This window comes from Pseudomonas sp. G.S.17 (assembly GCF_038096165.1).
Classification (GTDB): domain Bacteria; phylum Pseudomonadota; class Gammaproteobacteria; order Pseudomonadales; family Pseudomonadaceae; genus Aquipseudomonas.
On sequence record NZ_CP151076.1, the window covers coordinates 2,698,419 to 2,717,360 of the forward strand.

Sequence of the window (18,942 nt, forward strand, 5' to 3'; positions counted from 1 at the left end):
CAGTGCCAAATGTGACAGCTACTTTACACGGAACACCGCGGACCACGGCGACGTTAACTTCAGTCAATCGGCCATGAGTGACTCAGTAGAACGCCTCGGCGGTCACCAGCAGCCCGCCCACGAACGCCGAGAGCAACCACCATCCCAGATAGGCGCGGCGCTTGCGACGATGCCAGCCGCTGGCGCCCATGGCAGTAGCCGGAGCCAATAACTGACGCCACAGTCGTTCGGTCGCCTCGAAGGCGCACAGGTGATCCAGATCCGCATCAAGCCAGTGACGAAATTCAATGCGCTGACTGGCGGTGGCCTGCGGGCTTTGCAAATGCACATACCAACGGCTGGCCGCTTCGTTGACGTTTTCGGCAACCGGCGCGATGGACGCGGCCACATGGGGGCGGCTTTGTTGCAGGACTCGGACCATGGCGCGCTCGACAGCGTCCAGGTCGGTATCCAGAAAGCTGGCGATGTTCGCGTAGGGCAGGTTATCCAGCCGACTCATGAGAAAAATCTGCTGCGCGCGGCGCGACAATTTCTGCAGGCCGATGCGCAGTTCTAGCGCTTGCCGGCTGAGCGGTGCGTCCGGCTGGTGAGCCGGAAAGGCGGTAAAAGACGAGAGCCGGGTACTCATGATCGATCGCCTCGCTGATGAGATCACTCAATGATGAGAACCTATCTCAACGGAGATGTCTCATCATTTACTATTTATCTGGCTGCCAAAGGCTGAGAAAGCCAACTTCGCAGTCTCGTTCAATATTCTTTTTGCTATGATCCGCGCAATCGCAGAATGACACGTCTTCATTAGCCTGAAGCAACGAAAAAACCAAAAAAAAGACCCGGAAAAAATCCGGGTCAAAAACCGTGATTAGCCTGATGAGGAGATAATCCAGGAGCCGACCTAAGACTCCTGAGTTATCCAGCTGATCTCGCGACCAGTTGATGCAATAATAATCATTATCATTTGCAAGTCAAATGTTTTTCTTGCGCCCATGCAGAAAAGCAATCGGTGACGAGGCCGCAGAGCCTCAATCCAGTGGCAATTCAGTGGTGCGCTTCACCTCGCTCATGGCGATGTTGGAGTGCGCTTCCTGTACGTGGGGCTGTTGCAGCAGGTGATCGCGCAAGAAGCGTTCATAGCTGGAAATGTCCTGGGCCACGACCTTCAGCAAGAAATCCATAGTCCCCGCCATCGCATAGCATTCCAGCACCTCCGGGTAGCCGGTGATCGCTTCTTCGAATTCGGTCAGATAACGCCGACCATGCCCCGATAACTTCACGCTGACGAAAACCGTCATGGTCAGGCCGAGCTTTTTCGGGTTGAGCAGGGCGACTTTGCGTTCGATAACGCCTTCTTCCTGCAGCCGGTTGATCCGCCGCCAGCAGGGCGATTGGGAAAGCTCGACGCGTTCGGCGATCTCCGCAGCGGAGAGGTCGGCATCGTGTTGCAGCAGGCGCAGGATCTTGCGGTCGATGGGGCTTAATTTAATCTGCATGAATTGACCCTGTTTTTTATTTTTACCGAAAGGAATATGTCGAATATCAGCAGATTTTCGCCAAATTAGAAAGAAAAAGCCCGGTTGCTACAGGCAGTATTTTGCTTGTGACCGCTGAGTCGAACCTGCTCGGTACTACAGCCTGAAATGCTCATAAAAATAAAAGGAGCACCTGAATGTCTTTGGCTGATCTTCGTCTGGACGATAAGTACCGGCTCGCGACCGGCAATCTGTATTTGACCGGCACTCAGGCATTGACCCGCCTGCCGATGCTGCAGAAGCAGCGCGATGAGGCGCGTGGCCTCAATACCGCCGGGTTCATCTCGGGCTATCGCGGTTCGCCATTGGGCAACCTCGACAAAAGCCTTTGGGATGCCAAGGATTACCTGAAACAGAACGCCATCCATTTCCAGCCCGGCGTCAACGAAGAGTTGGCGGCGACGGCCGTTTGGGGCAGTCAGCAGGTCAATCTGTTCCCCGAAGGCAAATACGACGGTGTGTTTGCCCTCTGGTACGGCAAAGGTCCAGGCGTTGATCGTTGCGGCGATGTGTTCAAGCACGCCAACTCCGCAGGTGTCGCTAACAACGGTGGTGTATTGGTGCTGGCGGGCGACGATCATGGCTGCAAATCGTCAACCATCGCCCACCAGAGCGAACATGCGTTCATCGCCGCGATGATTCCAGTGCTCAACCCAAGCAATGTTCAGGAAATTCTCGATTACGGCATCATCGGCTGGGAGCTGTCGCGCTACAGCGGATGTTGGGTGGCGATGAAAACCATCGCCGAAAACGTCGACTCTTCGGCCGTCGTCGAAGTCGATCCGCTGCGCGTCGTCACGCAAATTCCCGAAGACTTCGAAATTCCCCAAGGCGGCTTGCACATTCGTTGGCCTGATCCGCCGCTGGCTCAGGAAGCACGCCTCAACACCTACAAAATCTACGCCGCCCGGGCCTTCGCTCGTGCCAATAAACTCAATCAAGTGGTTATCGATTCGCCTCAGCCTCGGCTGGGCATCGTCACCACCGGCAAGTCTTATCTGGATGTGCGGCAAGCGCTGGAAGAACTGGGCATCGATCAGGATTTGTGCGCGCAGGTCGGCATTCGGGTGCTCAAGGTCGGCATGAGCTGGCCGCTGGAGCCGGTGTCGGTGCATGATTTCGCCGAAGGGCTGGAAGAAATTCTGGTCGTTGAAGAGAAACGCAGCGTCATCGAAGACCAACTCACCGGCCAGCTCTACAACTGGCCAGTGGACCGCCGTCCAGTGGTGGTTGGCGAGTTCGACGAGCAAGGCCGGTCGCTGCTGCCGAATCTCAGTGAGCTGACTCCGGCGATGATTGCCCGGGTCATTGCCAAGCGTCTGGCGCCTTTCTACAGCAGCCCGCAAATCGAGGCGCGCCTGCAATTTCTCGCGGAGAAGGAACAAGCGCTGCAAGCACCGCTGTTCAATACTCAGCGCACCCCCCATTTTTGCTCAGGCTGCCCGCACAACACCTCAACGCGCGTGCCTGAAGGCAGTCGCGCCCTGGCCGGCATTGGTTGCCACTACATGACCATCTGGATGGATCGGGCCACCGAAACCTTCACCCAGATGGGCGGCGAGGGCGTGACCTGGATCGGCCAGGCACCGTTCACTGAAACGCCCCACGTGTTCCAGAACCTGGGCGACGGTACTTACTTCCACTCCGGGCATCTGGCCGTGCGTGCGGCGGTCGCGGCCGGGGTCAACATCACTTACAAAATTCTCTACAACGATGCCGTGGCAATGACGGGCGGGCAGCCGATTGATGGGATTTTGCGGGTCGATCAGCTCAGCCGTCAGGTCTTCAACGAAGGCGTGCTGCGCATCGCACTGGTTTCCGATGAGCCGGACAAATACCCGAGCCGCGACGGTTTCGCGCCGATCACCACTTTTCACCACCGACGCGATCTGGACAGCGTGCAACGCGAGCTGCGTGAGTTCAAAGGCGTTTCGGTGATCATCTATGACCAGACCTGTGCCACCGAGAAGCGTCGTCGGCGCAAACGCGGCACCATGAAGGATCTGGAAAAACGTGCGTTGATCAACCCAGCCGTGTGCGAAGGCTGCGGCGATTGCGGGGTCAAGTCCGGTTGTCTGTCTGTGCTGCCCAAGGAAACGGCGCAGGGCCGCAAGCGGGAAATCGATCAGAACGCCTGTAACAAGGATTTCAGCTGCGTCGAAGGTTTCTGCCCGAGCTTTGTCACCGTTCATGGCGGCGCATTGCGCAAGCCAAGCCTGCCGACTCAGGTGCAAGCCTTCGCCCAACTGCCAGACCCGCAACTGCCAAGCCTGGCCAAGCCGCACAACATTCTGCTGTCGGGTGTCGGCGGTACTGGCGTGACCACGGTTGGCGCCATGCTGGGCTTCGCCGCCAACCTGGAAGGCAAGGGCTGCAGCGTGCTGGACCAGGCCGGTCTGGCGCAGAAGTTCGGTCCGGTGGTCAGCCATATCCGCATCGCGGCGCGTCAGGAAGACCTGTTTGCGGTGCGCATTGCCGCAGGCGAAGCGCATCTGTTGCTGGGCTGTGACTTGCTGGTGGCGTCCGGTCCGGATGCGATTGCCAAGCTCAACTCGACCTTTTCCCATGCCGTGGTCAACAGCCAGCAAACCCCGACTGCCGAGTTCACCCGCAATCCGGACGCCGAATTTCCGGCCGAAGCGATGAAACAGACCATTCGCGACGCAGTGGGCGTGCAACATACCCACTTTGTTGAAGCGACGGATCTGGCGACCAAGCTCTTGGGCGACACCATTGCCAGTAACCTGTTCATGCTCGGGTATGCCTTCCAGTTGGGTTTGATCCCGCTGAGTTCGGCGGCTATCGAGAAAGCCATCGAACTCAATGGCGTGTCGGTCAATCTCAACCAACAGGCTTTTCTCTGGGGCCGTCGCGCGGCTCATGATCTGCCAGCCGTACAGGCTGCGGCCAACCCAATCGGTCAGATTCCGGAAGAACCGCAATTGCTGAGCTTTGATCAACGGGTGCAGGCCAATGTCGCAAGCCTGACGGCCTACCAGAACGACGCCTACGCCAAGCGCTACATGCGGCTGGTGAGCAAGGTTCAGGAAAGCGAGGCGCGACTATTTCCGGGCCAGCAACTGGCATTGACCGAAGCTGTGGCGTTCAACTACTTCAAGCTGTTGGCCTACAAGGACGAATATGAAGTGGCGCGGCTATACAGCAACGGCGATTTCACTCGCCAATTGCAGGCCCAGTTTGAAGGTGACTATCGCCTGGAATTCCACCTTGCGCCGTCATGGCTGGCCAAACGCGACAAGCTGACCGGGCAGCCGCGTAAACGCAGTTTCGGACCGTGGATGCTCAAGGCCTTCGATGTTCTGGCGAAGTTCAAATTCCTGCGTGGCACGGCCATCGACCCATTCGGTCGCAGCCTGGAACGCCGCCAGGAGCGGGAGCTGATCGAGTCTTACGTCAGCGACATCGAGCTGATCCTCCAGCATCTATCGGCATCCAATCGCCACACTGCATTGAGCCTGGCGCGACTGCCGGAGAAAATCCGCGGTTACGGTCACATCAAGGAAAGCGCCATGAAAGCCGCAGCCCTGCAAGCTGCGCGCATGCGCCAGAGCTTGATCAGCGGTGAAGTGGAGTTGCCGAAGTTGTATGAAGTGGCTGCTTGATTGGATACCGTAGGACCGGCTTCAGCCGGGAGAGCGTTCTCCCGGCTGAAGCCGGTCCTACGGGTCACAGCCTCCTGTGAATGTTCAAACGCTACCGGCTTCCAGCTCCACCAGCACCGTCCCCTCGCTGACCATCTCGCCTTCATTGCAATACAGCGCCGTAACCACACCAGCATGGGCGGCGCGGATGCTGTGTTCCATTTTCATGGCCTCCAGCACCACCAATTGAGTGCCGGCTTCAACTCGCTCACCCACTTCTACCAACACCCGAACGATGCTGCCGTTCATGGGCGCGGTCAGGCCACCTTGCGGGCCATGGCTGGATTCGGCCTCGGCAATCGGGTCCAGGCGCTTGATGGCGTGCACTTCGCCCTGCCATTGCAGATACAGCGTGTCGCCGCGTCGCAAGGCCAGATGCTTGCGGGTTATTCCATCCGTGACGACTTGCAGCTGTTCGCCAGTCCGCCGCGCGAGCAATGTATCGGCGTTGCGCAACTTGATGACATGCTGCTGGCCATTGCAGCTCAGGTGCAGGTCAATTTCACTGGGTAGCCCCAGACGCAGCCCGTTATTGGCGGCCCACGGCGAATGAGCGTCATCCCGATTAATGCGAGCCGTCGTGCTCTGGCTGAACGCCTCGGCAGCGGCCTGCCAGAACTCAGCGGACAATTCGGCAGGCGTGGGCAGCAGCTGTGCCTGATAGCGCGGGATGAAATCGGTATCCAGTTCCGTTGTGGCAAAAGCCGGATGGCCAACGATGCGCCGCAGGAAGGGCAAATTGGTCTTGACCCCGCCAACCACGAACTCATCGAGCATGGACAGCAGTCGCAGGCGTGCCTCTTCGCGGGTTTCCCCCCAGGCAATCAACTTGGCAAGCATCGGATCGTAGAATGGCGAAACGCTGTCGCTTTCGCTGACGCCGCTGTCGACCCGTTTGCCATGGCCCAGTGAACACTCCCGATACAATTGCAGCGTCCCGGTCGAGGGCAGGAAGTCGTGATCAGGGTCTTCAGCGTAGAGGCGAACCTCAATCGCATGGCCGTTACGCAGCACTTGTTCCTGAGAAACGGGCAGGGCCTCGCCCTGGGCGATCCGAATCTGCCATTCGACCAGATCCACGCCGGTAATAAGCTCGGTGACCGGATGTTCGACTTGCAGGCGCGTGTTCATCTCCATGAAGAAGAATTCGCCCCGGGAATCGAGCAGGAACTCCACCGTCCCCGCGCCGACGTAACCAATAGTTTGCGCTGCGCGGACAGCCGCTTCGCCCATGGTCTGGCGCAGTTGCGTGCTGAGGCCCGGTGCCGGTGCCTCTTCGACGACCTTCTGATGACGCCGTTGAATCGAGCAGTCGCGATCATGCAGATAAATGCAGTGCCCCTGCCGATCAGCGAACACCTGTATTTCCACATGACGCGGTTTGAGCAGGTATTTCTCCACCAGCATGCGTGAGTCGCCGAAGGACGCCAGAGCTTCGCGTTGCCCGGAGGCCAGGGCTTCAGCCATTTCCCCGGGCCGTTCGACGACCTTCATGCCTTTCCCACCACCGCCCGCTGTCGCCTTGAGCAAGACCGGATAACCGATGCGCTGGGCCGCGTCGAGAAAGGTTGCAACATCCTGTGCCTGGCCGTGATAACCCGGCACCAGCGGCACGCCTGCGTCTTCCATCAGGGCCTTGGCCGCAGCCTTGCTGCCCATGGCATCAATGGCCGAGGCGGGTGGGCCGAGGAAAATCAGCCCTACCGCTTCAATGGCTCGGGCGAAATCGGCGTTTTCAGATAAAAAGCCGTAGCCCGGATGAATGGCCTGGGCGCCGCTGGATCTGGCCGCATCGATCAGCTTGTCGATCAGCAGGTAACTGTCGGCGGCTTTACTGCCGCCCAGATCGACACAGATATCGGCTTCGCGACTGTGCCGTGCATCGCGATCCACTGCGCTGTGTACGGCGACGGTGGTCAAGCCCATTTTTTTCGCCGAGCGCATGATCCGGCAGGCGATTTCGCCCCGATTGGCAACGAGCAACGTAGTCAGTTTCGGGACGCTCATGAACGTGGCTCCTTGTGGTTGTCGGCCACGGCGGCCTGCCAGCCGGGCGTACGCTTTTCCAGAAACGCGCGCAGACCTTCCTGGCCCTCGGCGCTGATGCGGATTCGGGCGATAGCGTTCTCGCAATAGCGGCGCAGCCCGGGGCTCAGCTCGCCATTGCCGACTTCCCGCAGCAAGTCCTTGCTGGCGCGCATGGCCAGCGGGCTGTTGAGCAGCAGATTGTCGATCCACTGTTCGACGTAATGTTCCAGTTCGCTGGCGGGATAACACTCGGCAAGCAGGCCGATCTGCTGCGCTCTTGCGCCGCTGAACCGCTCAGCGGTCAAGGCATAACGTCGGGTTGCACGTTCGCCGATGGCCTGCACCACGAATGGGCTGATCACCGCCGGAGCGAGGCCGATACGTACCTCCGACAGGCAAAACTGTGCATCCTCGGCACCAATGGCCATGTCGCAGCAGCTGATCAAGCCTAAAGCACCGCCGAATGCCGCGCCTTGCACCACTGCCAGGGCGGGGATTTTCAGCTTGGCCAGGTTGTACATCAGTTCGGCAAGTTCCCGAGCGTCGTCCAGATTGGTGTTGTAATCCAGATTCGCCGATTGCTGCATCCAGGCCAGATCGGCACCGGCGCTGAAATGTTTGCCGCGCCCGCGAATCAGCAGGAAACGCAGGCTGGCGTCGCCTTGCACCTGATCCAGCGCGAGAATCAGCTCGCGAATCATCTGGGCATTGAAGGCATTGTTTTTCTCCGGACGGTTCAGCCACAAAGTGGCGAAGCCGCGCGGGTCACGGTGGACTTCTACAGTATGAAAATCAGTCATGGTCATTCCTTGGGCGCGCACCGGCTTACATGCGGAACAGGCCGAATGTGGTGGGCTCGATGGGGGCGTTCAGCGCGGCGGACAGCGCCAGGGCGAGAACATCCCGGGTCTGGGCCGGGTCGATGACGCCGTCGTCCCACAAGCGAGCGCTTGAGTAGTACGGATGCCCCTGATGCTCGTACTGATCGAGAATCGGCTGCTTGATCTCGGCTTCCTGGGCGGCTGTGAACGTTTCGCCGCTACGTTGCGCCTGTTCGCGCTTGACCTGTACCAGCACGCCAGCGGCTTGCTCGCCACCCATGACGCCGATGCGGGCGTTGGGCCACATCCACAGAAAGCGCGGGTCGTAAGCGCGACCGCACATGCCGTAATTCCCGGCACCGAAGCTGCCGCCGATGATCACCGTGAACTTCGGCACCCTGGCGCAAGCCACAGCGGTCACCAGTTTGGCGCCATGCTTGGCGATGCCGCCGGCTTCGTATTTCTGGCCCACCATGAAACCGGTGATGTTTTGCAGAAACAGCAAGGGAATGCCGCGCTGACAGGCCAGCTCGATGAAGTGCGCGCCTTTTTGTGCAGATTCGGCGAACAAAATGCCGTTGTTGGCCAGAATCGCGATGGGGTAGCCATGCAGGCGAGCGAAACCACACACCAATGTCGTGCCGAACAGCGCCTTGAACTCATCGAACTGCGAACCATCCACCAACCGGGCGATGACTTCCCGCACATCGAAAGGCTGTTTGGCGTCGGCAGGAATCACCCCATACAGCTCTTCGCTGGCGTACAGCGGGGCGATGGGAGCAATCGCTTCGAGTTGCCCTTGTTTGCGCCAGTTGAGGTTGGCGACACAGCGACGCGCCAGTTCCAGCGCATGCTCGTCGTTCTCGGCATAGTGATCGGCCACCCCGGAGGTGCGGCAATGCACGTCGGCTCCGCCAAGGTCTTCAGCGCTGACCACTTCGCCCGTGGCCGCCTTGACCAGCGGCGGACCGGCGAGAAAAATCGTCGCTTGCTGGCGAACCATGATGGCTTCGTCGGCCATGGCCGGCACGTAGGCGCCGCCCGCCGTGCAGGAGCCCATGACCACGGCGATCTGCGGGATGCCCTGAGCACTCATGTTGGCCTGGTTGAAAAATATCCGACCGAAGTGCTCGCGGTCCGGGAACACTTCATCCTGCCTTGGCAGGTTGGCGCCGCCCGAATCCACCAGATAGATGCACGGCAGGCGATTCTGCTGGGCGATGGTCTGCGCGCGCAGGTGTTTCTTCACCGTGAGCGGGTAGTACGAACCGCCTTTTACCGTGGCATCGTTGGCGATGATCATGCATTCGACGCCTTCGATCCGGCCGATACCTGCAATCACCCCGGCTGCCGGGACATCTTCGTCATAAACCTCGAAAGCGGCGAGCTGGCCGATTTCAAGAAATGGCGATCCGCTGTCGAGCAGGCGATTGATACGCTCCCGAGGCAGCAGTTTGCCCCGCGAGGCGTGGCGTTCCTGAGCTTTGGCGCCGCCGCCTTGCTGGATTTTCTCCAGCAACTGCCGCAAGCCGTGGACGTGCTCCAGCATTGCGACGCTATTAACTGAAAAAACCGGCGAGCGGGTGTTGATCTGGCTATGCAAAATGGCCATCAGTTACTCCCTGAATGCTGTGGTCCGCAGAGCGGCAGGATCTTGTCTTGCCGCTTGCAACTGCTCTTATTTCGTCTCATTGAACAATTCGCGCCCAATTAGCATTCGGCGAATTTCACTGGTGCCCGCGCCGATCTCATACAACTTGGCATCACGTAACAGCCGCCCGGCCGGGAATTCATTGATGTAGCCGTTGCCGCCCAGAATCTGGATGGTGTCCAGGGCCATCTGCGTCGCGCGTTCGGCGCTGTACAGAATCACCCCGGCGGCGTCCTTGCGGGTGGTTTCGCCACGCTCGCAGGCCTGGGCCACGGCATAAAGATAAGCGCGACTGGCGTTCAGTTGCGTATACATATCTGCCACCTTGCCCTGAATCAGCTGGAATTCGCCGATACTCTGGCCGAATTGCTTGCGGTCATGGATGTACGGAACCACGACGTCCATGCAAGCCTGCATGATTCCGGTCGGGCCACCCGAAAGCACCACGCGCTCGTAATCCAGGCCGCTCATCAGCACTTTCACCCCGCCGTCCAGCGCGCCGAGCAGGTTTTCTTCCGGCACCTCGACGTCATCGAAAAACAGCTCGCAGGTGTTCGAGCCGCGCATGCCGAGCTTGTCGAACTTGTTGCTGCGGGAAAATCCCTTCCAGTCGCGCTCGACAATAAACGCGCTGATGCCGTGCGCAGCCTTTTCCGGGCTGGTCTTGGCGTAGATCACATAGGTGTTGGCATCCGGGCCGTTGGTGATCCAGGTCTTGCTGCCATTGAGCACGAACCGGTCACCCCGCTTGTCGGCCCGCAGGCGCATGGAAACCACGTCAGAACCGGCATTTGGCTCGCTCATGGCCAGGGCGCCAACGTGCTCGCCGCTGATGAGTTTGGGCAGGTATCTGGCTTTCTGCGCCGGGTTGCCGTTGCGGTTGATCTGGTTGACGCACAGATTGGAGTGCGCGCCATAGGACAAGGCCACCGACGCCGAACCACGGCTGATTTCTTCCATCGCCACCACATGGGCCAGATAACCCAGGCCCGCGCCGCCATATTCTTCGTCGACGGTGACGCCCAACAGGCCCATTTCGCCAAACTTGCGCCACAAGTCAGCCGGGAACAGGTTGTCTTTATCGATTTGCGCCGCTCGCGGGGCGATTTCGGCTGCGACGAAGGACTGGACCTGATCACGCAGCATGTCGATGGTTTCGCCCAGGGCGAAATTCAGGCTTGGGTAACTCATGGGTAGCGTTCCTTTATTGTTGTTGGGTGGGTCGCTATGACCTTTACGTTAACGTAAGCCTGCAACTGAAGAGTGTCAAATGCGGAATGACTGCATCGGATAGAGGGCGAGGCGGGAAGGGGATGACAGGTGCAAAAGCCAGAAAGCACGAAGGGGAGCCTAAGCTCCCCTTCAAGTTATTTTTGCATGCTCATTTTTTATTTTCGGCTGGCCTATTGTTGTTTTTGGCGACCTGGCCTTGACTGCTTTTTTTGAGCGATCCCCATGCGGGATCAAGAGCAAACGTATTTTTTTGAGCGCTGATGCTGCTTTTATCAATCGATTCAACCAGTTCTGGAGCTACCTGAAGGTAGTTTTGTTGTTCTCTGTCTGGTTGTGAAGGCTCTGAAATCCAGAAGCTTCGAAAAGCGAATCCACTCCAAAAAAATCTGTTAGCTGCGTCTCTGTCCGTATTGTTCTTGTTATGTCAGAGCCGTTACGTATTGTTTTTATTGGGTTACTGCACATTTTATTCTTGTTGTACGTGAGATATAGCAGGACCCGTGCCAGTTTTGCCAAGTCCTTTAAATTCGGGGGTTGCGCAGAATTCGATGGCAGATGAGGCCGGAGAACTAATCGAAAACTGTTTCCGTGTTACCCGTTTGCGGCGTTTCGTCGCCGATGTTGCGGTGCGCAGGGTAACACTCTGTGACAAGTTGTCGCATGCTAGTCCGACAGACGTGCCTTCGCCACGCGCGAACCGGTTTCCCGCCCGAGCACCTGACAGATGCGCTGACCTGCGCTGATCAGTTTGTCCAGGTCTACTCCGGTGTCGATGCCAAGGCCATTGAGCATGTACAGCACATCCTCGGTGGCGACATTGCCGCTGGCACCTTTGGCATAAGGACAACCGCCCAGCCCGGCAATTGAGCTGTCGAACACCTCAATGCCTTCCAGCAGGCTCGCGTAGACATTGGCCAGCGCTTGTCCGTAGGTATCGTGAAAATGCCCGGCCAGTTTGCCTCGGGGGATTTGCCCTGCGACCACATCGATCAAGTCCCGGGTAGCCCCCGGTGTGCCGGTGCCGATGGTGTCGCCCAAGGAGATCTCGTAGCAGCCCATGGCGAGCAGCTCGTTGGCGACTGCCGCAACCTGTTGCGGCGCCACCTTGCCTTCATAAGGGCAGCCGAGGACGCAGGACACATAACCGCGGACCTTGATGCCATGCAGGCGCGCAGCCTCCATGATCGGCGCGAAACGTTCAAGGCTCTCGCTGATGGAACAGTTGATGTTGCGCTGGGAAAACGCTTCTGAAGCTGCGGCGAACACTGCGACTTCCTTCACGCCAGCGGCCAGCGCATCTTCGAAGCCTCGCCAGTTGGGCGCCAGTGCTGCGTAAGTGATGGCATCGTTGCGCTGGATTTGCGCAAAGACCTCGGCGGAACCGGCCATTTGCGGCACCCATTTGGCCGAGACAAAAGCGCCGACTTCAATGTAGCTCAGGCCTGTCGCGGACAGATCGTCCACCAGACGAACCTTGTCCGCAACGCTGATGGGCTGCGCTTCATTCTGCAGGCCGTCGCGTGGGCCGACTTCTACCAGGCGTACTTTTTTAGGCAGCGACATACCGGTCTCCAGCTAGATTTTTTCGAGATTTATTCGGTAATCAACTGATTTTCATCAATTTTACCCAAGGCAAGCTTGCAGCGTTCCTCGGCGGTATCCAGCTCCAGCTGCATTTGCTGGATGTCCAGCAACTGCTGTTCAAGCTGACTGCGACGCTCGATGATTTTCTCCAGCATGGTGTGCAATTGCTTGCGGTTGCCGCCACTGGGATCGTAGAGCCCGATGAGATCCCGGCACTCAGCCAGGGAAAAGCCGATGCGTTTACCGCGCAGGATCAATTTCAGGGTGACCTTGTCACGAGCGGAATAGATGCGCTCCAGCCCCCGACGTTCCGGGGCCAGCATGCCTTGCTCTTCATAAAAGCGGATCGCCCGGGTGGTAATGTCCAGCTCGCGGGCGAGGTCGGAAATGCTATAGGTCTGGTTACTCATAAGAACGCTCGACGGGAAACGTAGGGCTAACCTACGGCTCAGTTAACGTTAACGTCAAGAGATCAAGCCGGCCGGTGAACCTGTCCAATCTCTAAATAGCACTAAGTTTTGAAATTTAAATTAAATAAATCAGATAGTCGCATGACCAATATGAAGTTCTTTCGAGGTGTTTTCCTTCGCCGTGATGGTTTGACACAGTTCGATGATCTGCTCACGCATCCAGCGATTGGCCGGGTCCTGATCGGTGCTTTCGTGCCAATAGAGATGAGTTTCTACCGACGGCACGTCATTGACCGGCAGTGCAACGTAATGGAGGTCGTGACGCCGGGCAAAGCGTTCGGGCACCGTCATGACCATGTCGGTTTGTTGCAGCACTTGCGACGCCATCAGGTAATGCTGCGAGCGCAGGGCAACCTTGCGCTGAATACCCATCTTCCCAAGCGCCAGATCGACATAACCGAGGCCACTGCGGCGGCTGGAAATATGGATATGCGTCAGCGATAAATAGTCTTCGAGCTTGAACATCTCTTTACCCGCCAGCGGATGGCCACGGCGCATGGCGCAGACATATTTGTCTTCCATGAGTTTGACGTGTCGCACTTGAGGATCTGTGTTCAAGGGTGCGTCAACCGCAAAATCAAGACGCCCGGCCGCCAGCTCCTTGGTGGTTTCCCGGCGTTTGGACAGGAAGCTTTCGATGGTGACATTAGGCGCCAGGCGCCGCAGCCGCTGGAACAGGGCGGGCAGCGTTACCGCTTCGGTCAGGTCGGTCATGCTGATGCGATAGTTCTTGTTGGCCTGCAGCGGGTTGAAAATGCGACTTTCCTGCACCGAAACCCTGAGCAGCGACAGCGCGTTACGTACCGGGCCGATAATGTTCTGGGCCATGGGTGTCGGCACCATGCCCTGAGCAGTGCGCACAAACAGCGGGTCGTTGAAGGTTTCCCGAAGACGGGCCAGGGCATTGGAAACCGCTGGTTGGGTAATGCCGACGATCTGCCCGGCGCGGGTCAGATTGGCTTCGGTATAGATCGCGTCAAATACGATGAATAGATTGAGATCGACCTTGCTCAGGTTCATTCGATGCGCCTCGTTACTGTTTTTGTTAGGTCGCGGCTCGCTGGCTGCTTGGCTCGACTATATATCGGTTATGAATGTTAATACACGCCGAGAATAGATTAGATAAATGTTGGTCGCTGGCCTAGCATCGGATTCATGACCAGATAACCTCATCAGAAGGTAGCTACCCATGGATTTTGCGTACTCATCGAAGGTTCAGGAATTGCGCGAACGCGTCACCGCGTTCATGGATGCCTATGTTTATCCCGCTGAACCGGTGTTCGAGCGTCAAGTCGCCGAAGGTGACCGCTGGCAGCCCACTGCGATCATGGAAGAGCTCAAGGCCAAGGCCAAGGCTGAAGGTTTGTGGAACCTGTTTTTGCCTGAATCAGAATTGGGTGCGGGGCTGACCAACCTGGAATACGCACCGCTGGCTGAAATCATGGGCCGTTCCCTATTAGGCCCGGAACCCTTCAATTGCTCGGCGCCGGACACCGGCAACATGGAAGTGCTGGTGCGATACGCCAGCGAGGCGCAGAAAACCCAGTGGCTTGAACCGTTGTTGCGTGGGGAAATTCGTTCGGCATTTGCCATGACCGAACCCGATGTCGCGTCTTCGGACGCCACCAATATGGCGGCCCGCGCTGAGCGGCAGGGCGATGAGTGGGTGATCAACGGCCGCAAATGGTGGACCTCCGGCGCCTGCGATCCGCGCTGCAAGATTCTGATCTTCATGGGCCTGAGCGATCCCGATGGCCCACGTCATCAGCAGCATTCGATGATCCTGGTGCCAACCGATACGCCCGGCGTGAAAATCGTGCGGCCGGTGCCGGTTTTTGGCTACGACGACGCGCCCCATGGCCATGCCGAAGTGCTGTTTGAAAACGTGCGAGTGCCTTATGAGAACGTGCTGCTGGGCGATGGCCGGGGTTTTGAAATTGCCCAGGGTCGCCTTGGGCCGGGGCGTATTCACCATTGCATGCGTTCAATCGGTATGGCCGAGCGCGCGCTGGAGTTGATGTGCAAACGCGCGGTCAGTCGCGTGGCTTTCGGGCGTCCGCTGGCGCGTTTGGGCGGAAATGTCGACAAGATCGCCGATTCTCGAATGGAAATCGACATGGCGCGGCTGCTGACGCTCAAGGCCGCGTACATGATGGACACCGTCGGCAACAAAGTCGCGAAAAGCGAGATTGCCCAAATCAAAGTGGTGGCGCCCAACGTTGCCTTGAAGGTGATTGATCGGGCTATTCAGATTCACGGCGGTGCCGGGGTTTCCAACGATTTCCCGCTGGCCTATATGTACGCCATGCAGCGCACCCTGCGCCTGGCAGACGGCCCGGACGAAGTCCATCGCGCGGCCATCGGCAAGTTTGAAATCGGTAAGTATGTGCCGCAGGCATACGCCAAAGAGCAAACACTGTAGGAACGAATTCATTCGCGAGGAGGCCGGGACAGGCTCCGACTGCACCGACGCCCTCCCGGATAAATCCGGTCCTACAGATCGGGCTGATTTCGAAAGCGTAGGAGCGAATTCATTCGCGAGGAGGCCGGGACAGGCTCCGATTCTCTCGCCGACTGCACCGACGCGAAGGCGTCAATTCAGCCAGCGAGATGTCGGCCGACAGACCCATTCGCGGGCAAGCCTCCAACAGAATCTGGATAAATCCAGTCCTGCGGTTGGGCGCAGCAACTGCGTCAATTCACCCAAACCTCAACCCGACGATTCTTGATCCGGCCTTCGTCCATATCATTGCCGGCCACCGGCATTTCGTCGCCGAAGCCGCGAACTTCGCGCAGGATCACCGCGCTCTTCAGCAACTCCCGCCGCACGGCCATGGCGCGCAGCTTTGACAGCAGCGTCGCGCGCTCAGGATCGGTCTTGGCATCGCCAAAGCCCACCAGCGTGACGCTCTGGTTCAACTTATCGTTGCGCTTGAGGTAGTCAATGACGCGTTTCAGGTCCAGCTGCGCCTTGTTGTCGAGTTTCGCGCTGCCCTGGGCGAAACGGAAGTTCACCGAAAGCCGCTGCGCTTCGCGGGTCAAAACCTGATAATCGCGTGGCATTTCCGGCGTGGCCTGGACCTTGATTGCCTGCACTGTCTGCGCGACGAAACCGTTTTGCGCGACGATGGCCTGTCCGTCCGGGCTTTGCGCGAACTGCACCAGGGCGTTGGCCCAGCGTTGATGCAGGTCGGGCGGCAGGTACAAATACAGACGTCGCGATAGGGGATAGTCTTCGGTGGCGATCAGGCTTGCCGTCGGCAACATCGGTTTGGCCTCGCCATCTGCAATCGCCACGGCTTTGGCGTGACGCACATAGGGCAGGCCGATAAACCCGATGCCGAAACGATCCTGACTCACCAGGTCCGATAACTGTTCGCTGGACTCGTAGCGTTTGGCGGTGCGAGAAAGGCTTTTGCCGTATTTGAGCAACACCAACTCCTTGAAGGTCTCGTAGGTCCCGGATTGCTCGTCCCGTGCGTACAAATGGATGGGGCCGTCGCTGCCGCCCAGTTCCTCCCAATTACTGATTTGCCCGGCAAACACCTTCGCCAACTGCTCGGTGGTCAATTCCCGCAAGGGATTGCCGGGATGCAGGATCACCGCGACGCCATCAATCGCGATGACTTGTTCGGCCTTGTGGCTGCGCAGGTCGCCGAAACCTGCCAGGTCGAGTGCTTCCTGATTCTTGATGGGGCGTGACGAGGCGGCGATATCGGCCAGATTGGCTTTCAGCGCGGCGAAGCCCGTACCCGAACCGTGCGCGGCCACTTCGATGAAAACCGGTTTGCCTTCAGCGGTCGTGGCAGATATCCGCACTTCGTTGGGCGTCGCCGCAGCTTCGGTATGCACCGACTGCAGGCCTTGCTTGCGCAGCAAACCTTCGACAAGCGCCGGACCCAGTTGCGCGCCAATGGTGTTGGAGCCCTGGATGCGCAAGGCCGGGGCGTTATCAGCAGGAATCGGCAGCGCCGCCGCTACGCTCAGGGGCGTCAGAAAAACGCCCGCCAGCAAGAGCGGCGCAAGGTGGCTGACTCGAAAGGAAAACACAGCGCGCAGCATCTGCGGCACCTTATGGAAGGAGGAAAGTGCCGGGAGAATAAGTCAGATAAGTTACTGGAATGTGACGGAGCGGTAACATCGCGATTTTGTTGCGCGGCGACCTGGCCAGCGACAGTGGCTGGCCAGGGTTTTTGCCATCAGATCAAACCAGTTCGAGCCAGATTGGCGCGTGATCGGACGGTTTTTCCATGCCGCGCAAATCGTAATCTACACCTGCGGCCTTGATTCTCGGTTGCAAGCCATGGGACGCCATGATCAGGTCGATGCGCAGGCCGCGCTTGGGCTCGTCCTCGAATCCACGGCTGCGGTAGTCGAACCAGCTGAACTGATCGATCACTTCGGGGTACAGATGGCGGAAGCTGTCAACCAGGCCCCAGGCTTTAAGGCGTTCCATCCACTCGCGTTCTTCCGGAAGGAAACTGCATTTGCCGGTCTTCAGCCAGCGCTTGGCGTTGTCCGGGCCGATGCCAATGTCGCTATCCTGTGGCGAGATATTCACGTCGCCCATCACCACCAACGGCTGGTCGTTGCTGAAGCGGGTTTCCAGCAAGGCTTGCAGATCATTATAGAAACGCTGTTTGGCCGGGAATTTGGTCGGGTGATCACGGCTTTCTCCTTGTGGGAAATAGCCGTTCATGATGGTCACCGGCAGGCCATCGTTGTCTGCGAAAGTCCCCCAGATGAAGCGCTTTTGCGATTCTTCATCATCGGTATCAAAACCCTTGTGCAGCGACAGCGGCATCTTGCGCGACAGCAGGGCGACGCCGTAATGGCCTTTTTGCCCGTGAAAATGCACGTGATAACCCAGCGCCTCAATGTCGGCTTGAGGGAATTGTTCGTCCGAGACTTTGGTTTCCTGCAGACCGATAACGTCGGGCTGATGCTTTTCAATCAGCGCCGCCAGCTGATGAGGTCGGGCGCGCAGACCGTTGATATTGAACGAGACGATTTTCATGTGACGGCAGTCCTGACAAAAACAAAAAGGGATGCTAGCCCACCTGCAGGTTCTCGGCCAGTGTGCTGTCGGCCACAAGCTCAACAGCAACCTCAATATAAGCCGACTGCTAAGCTCAAGGTCGCATGCAAAGGTTTATCGCAACTTTCGGCACTGGCCGGGACTCGAAGCCTTTGTAGTACCAGAACGCTGCCGTTCGCGCAGCTGCGTCAATATGAGGTTAATTTTCATGCCTGAATCGTCTGCCATCGTGGCCGAAGTTCGCCAGCTCGACAGCGGTTATTCGCGGGAAACGCGCTCGCTGCTGTATCACGCGTACCGCCACGAGCCCAGTTTTGCCTACCTGTTCAACTCACAGCGGGCCGGGTTTGATCAGCGGGTGAGGGCGACGGTTCGCGAGCTGGTCAAACAGCATTTTCTGCAGGATCTGCCCGCGCTGGGGCTGTTTGTCGAAGACCGGCTGGTGGGCGCCGCACTGATTGCACCGCCGCAACGTCGATTGGGCATTACTGAAAGCTGGGCCTGGCGTTTGCGCATGGTCTTGAGCACCGGTTTCAATTGCACCAAGCGGTATCTGGAGTATTACAACGCGGTGCTGGCTTGCCTGCCTTCCGAGTCGGTGCACGTCTTGCCGTTACTGGGCATCCATCCTGAGTTCCAGGGCAAACACTTGGGCGAGCAGTTATTGGAGGCGCTGCACGATTGGTGCGCGGTGGACGAAAACTCACAAGGAATCGTCGTTGATACTGGGAATCCTCGCTACCTTGAGTTCTATAAGCGACAGGGCTACGAGGAAATCGGCGAAGTGGCTGTAGGACCGATCCGGGAACACGTGTTTTTCCATCCAAACCCGCAGGTTTCACTCAAAGCCATGGCGTAAGGGTATGAAATTCATACCTTTCGGTGGGTTTTAGTGGCGCCTGTCGCACGTGTTAGCATTCGCGCCT

The 18,942-nt window shown here is 58.3% G+C and carries 14 protein-coding genes; 3 read left to right on the forward strand and 11 right to left on the reverse strand.

Annotated features, from left to right (window positions below; all coding sequences use genetic code 11):
- Positions 1 to 82 precede the first annotated feature (82 nt).
- Both AABC73_RS12520 and AABC73_RS12525 read right to left on the reverse strand, forming a co-directional pair.
- Entirely contained in the window at positions 83 to 628 is a 546-nt protein-coding gene (locus AABC73_RS12520) for a DUF4880 domain-containing protein (RefSeq protein WP_341523848.1), read from the reverse strand.
- 394 nt (positions 629 to 1,022) lie between these two features.
- Entirely contained in the window at positions 1,023 to 1,490 is a 468-nt protein-coding gene (locus AABC73_RS12525) for an Lrp/AsnC family transcriptional regulator (RefSeq protein ID WP_341523849.1), read from the reverse strand.
- A gap of 176 nt (positions 1,491 to 1,666) precedes the next feature.
- Between AABC73_RS12525 and AABC73_RS12530 the strand changes: the two genes are divergently transcribed.
- The gene (locus tag AABC73_RS12530; RefSeq protein WP_341523850.1) at positions 1,667 to 5,152 is read left to right on the forward strand and encodes an indolepyruvate ferredoxin oxidoreductase family protein; all 3,486 of its coding nucleotides are present in this window, start codon (positions 1,667 to 1,669) and stop codon (positions 5,150 to 5,152) included.
- Between the two features lie 84 nt (positions 5,153 to 5,236).
- Here the strand turns inward: AABC73_RS12530 and AABC73_RS12535 are convergent, their stop codons facing one another.
- From AABC73_RS12535 to AABC73_RS12565, 7 genes are all read right to left on the reverse strand, one after another.
- Positions 5,237 to 7,198, reverse strand: a complete 1,962-nt coding sequence (locus AABC73_RS12535; RefSeq protein WP_341523851.1) for an acetyl/propionyl/methylcrotonyl-CoA carboxylase subunit alpha — start codon at positions 7,196 to 7,198, stop codon at positions 5,237 to 5,239.
- The gene (locus AABC73_RS12540; protein ID WP_331149490.1) at positions 7,195 to 8,025 is read right to left on the reverse strand and encodes a gamma-carboxygeranoyl-CoA hydratase; all 831 of its coding nucleotides are present in this window, start codon (positions 8,023 to 8,025) and stop codon (positions 7,195 to 7,197) included. Before AABC73_RS12540 ends, AABC73_RS12535 begins: the two co-directional genes overlap by 4 nt.
- Before the next feature lie 19 nt (positions 8,026 to 8,044).
- The gene (locus tag AABC73_RS12545; RefSeq protein WP_341523852.1) at positions 8,045 to 9,652 is read right to left on the reverse strand and encodes a carboxyl transferase domain-containing protein; all 1,608 of its coding nucleotides are present in this window, start codon (positions 9,650 to 9,652) and stop codon (positions 8,045 to 8,047) included.
- A 66-nt stretch (positions 9,653 to 9,718) separates the two neighbouring features.
- Entirely contained in the window at positions 9,719 to 10,882 is a 1,164-nt protein-coding gene (locus AABC73_RS12550; RefSeq protein WP_331149488.1) for an isovaleryl-CoA dehydrogenase, read from the reverse strand.
- A 705-nt stretch (positions 10,883 to 11,587) separates the two neighbouring features.
- The gene (locus tag AABC73_RS12555) at positions 11,588 to 12,487 is read right to left on the reverse strand and encodes a hydroxymethylglutaryl-CoA lyase (RefSeq protein WP_341523853.1); all 900 of its coding nucleotides are present in this window, start codon (positions 12,485 to 12,487) and stop codon (positions 11,588 to 11,590) included.
- Positions 12,488 to 12,516: 29 nt separating this feature from the next.
- On the reverse strand, positions 12,517 to 12,918 hold the full coding sequence (locus AABC73_RS12560; protein ID WP_331149486.1) for a MerR family DNA-binding transcriptional regulator: 402 nt from the start codon (positions 12,916 to 12,918) through the stop codon (positions 12,517 to 12,519).
- A 129-nt stretch (positions 12,919 to 13,047) separates the two neighbouring features.
- Positions 13,048 to 13,998: a LysR family transcriptional regulator gene (locus AABC73_RS12565; protein ID WP_341523854.1), complete on the reverse strand. Its 951-nt coding sequence runs from the start codon at positions 13,996 to 13,998 to the stop codon at positions 13,048 to 13,050.
- Positions 13,999 to 14,167: 169 nt separating this feature from the next.
- Here AABC73_RS12565 and AABC73_RS12570 point away from each other — a divergent pair, with 169 nt between their 5' ends.
- Positions 14,168 to 15,400, forward strand: a complete 1,233-nt coding sequence (locus AABC73_RS12570) for an acyl-CoA dehydrogenase (protein ID WP_341523855.1) — start codon at positions 14,168 to 14,170, stop codon at positions 15,398 to 15,400.
- A 272-nt stretch (positions 15,401 to 15,672) separates the two neighbouring features.
- Here the strand turns inward: AABC73_RS12570 and AABC73_RS12575 are convergent, their stop codons facing one another.
- Both AABC73_RS12575 and xthA read right to left on the reverse strand, forming a co-directional pair.
- A complete protein-coding gene (locus AABC73_RS12575) occupies positions 15,673 to 17,040 on the reverse strand; it encodes a phosphate ABC transporter substrate-binding/OmpA family protein (protein ID WP_341523856.1) in 1,368 nt (455 codons plus the stop codon).
- Between the two features lie 142 nt (positions 17,041 to 17,182).
- Positions 17,183 to 17,995, reverse strand: a complete 813-nt coding sequence (gene xthA / locus AABC73_RS12580; RefSeq protein ID WP_020290013.1) for an exodeoxyribonuclease III — start codon at positions 17,993 to 17,995, stop codon at positions 17,183 to 17,185.
- A gap of 229 nt (positions 17,996 to 18,224) precedes the next feature.
- On the opposite strand from xthA, the gene AABC73_RS12585 reads away from it, so the two are divergent.
- Positions 18,225 to 18,875: a GNAT family N-acetyltransferase gene (locus tag AABC73_RS12585; RefSeq protein ID WP_341523857.1), complete on the forward strand. Its 651-nt coding sequence runs from the start codon at positions 18,225 to 18,227 to the stop codon at positions 18,873 to 18,875.
- Positions 18,876 to 18,942 lie beyond the last annotated feature (67 nt).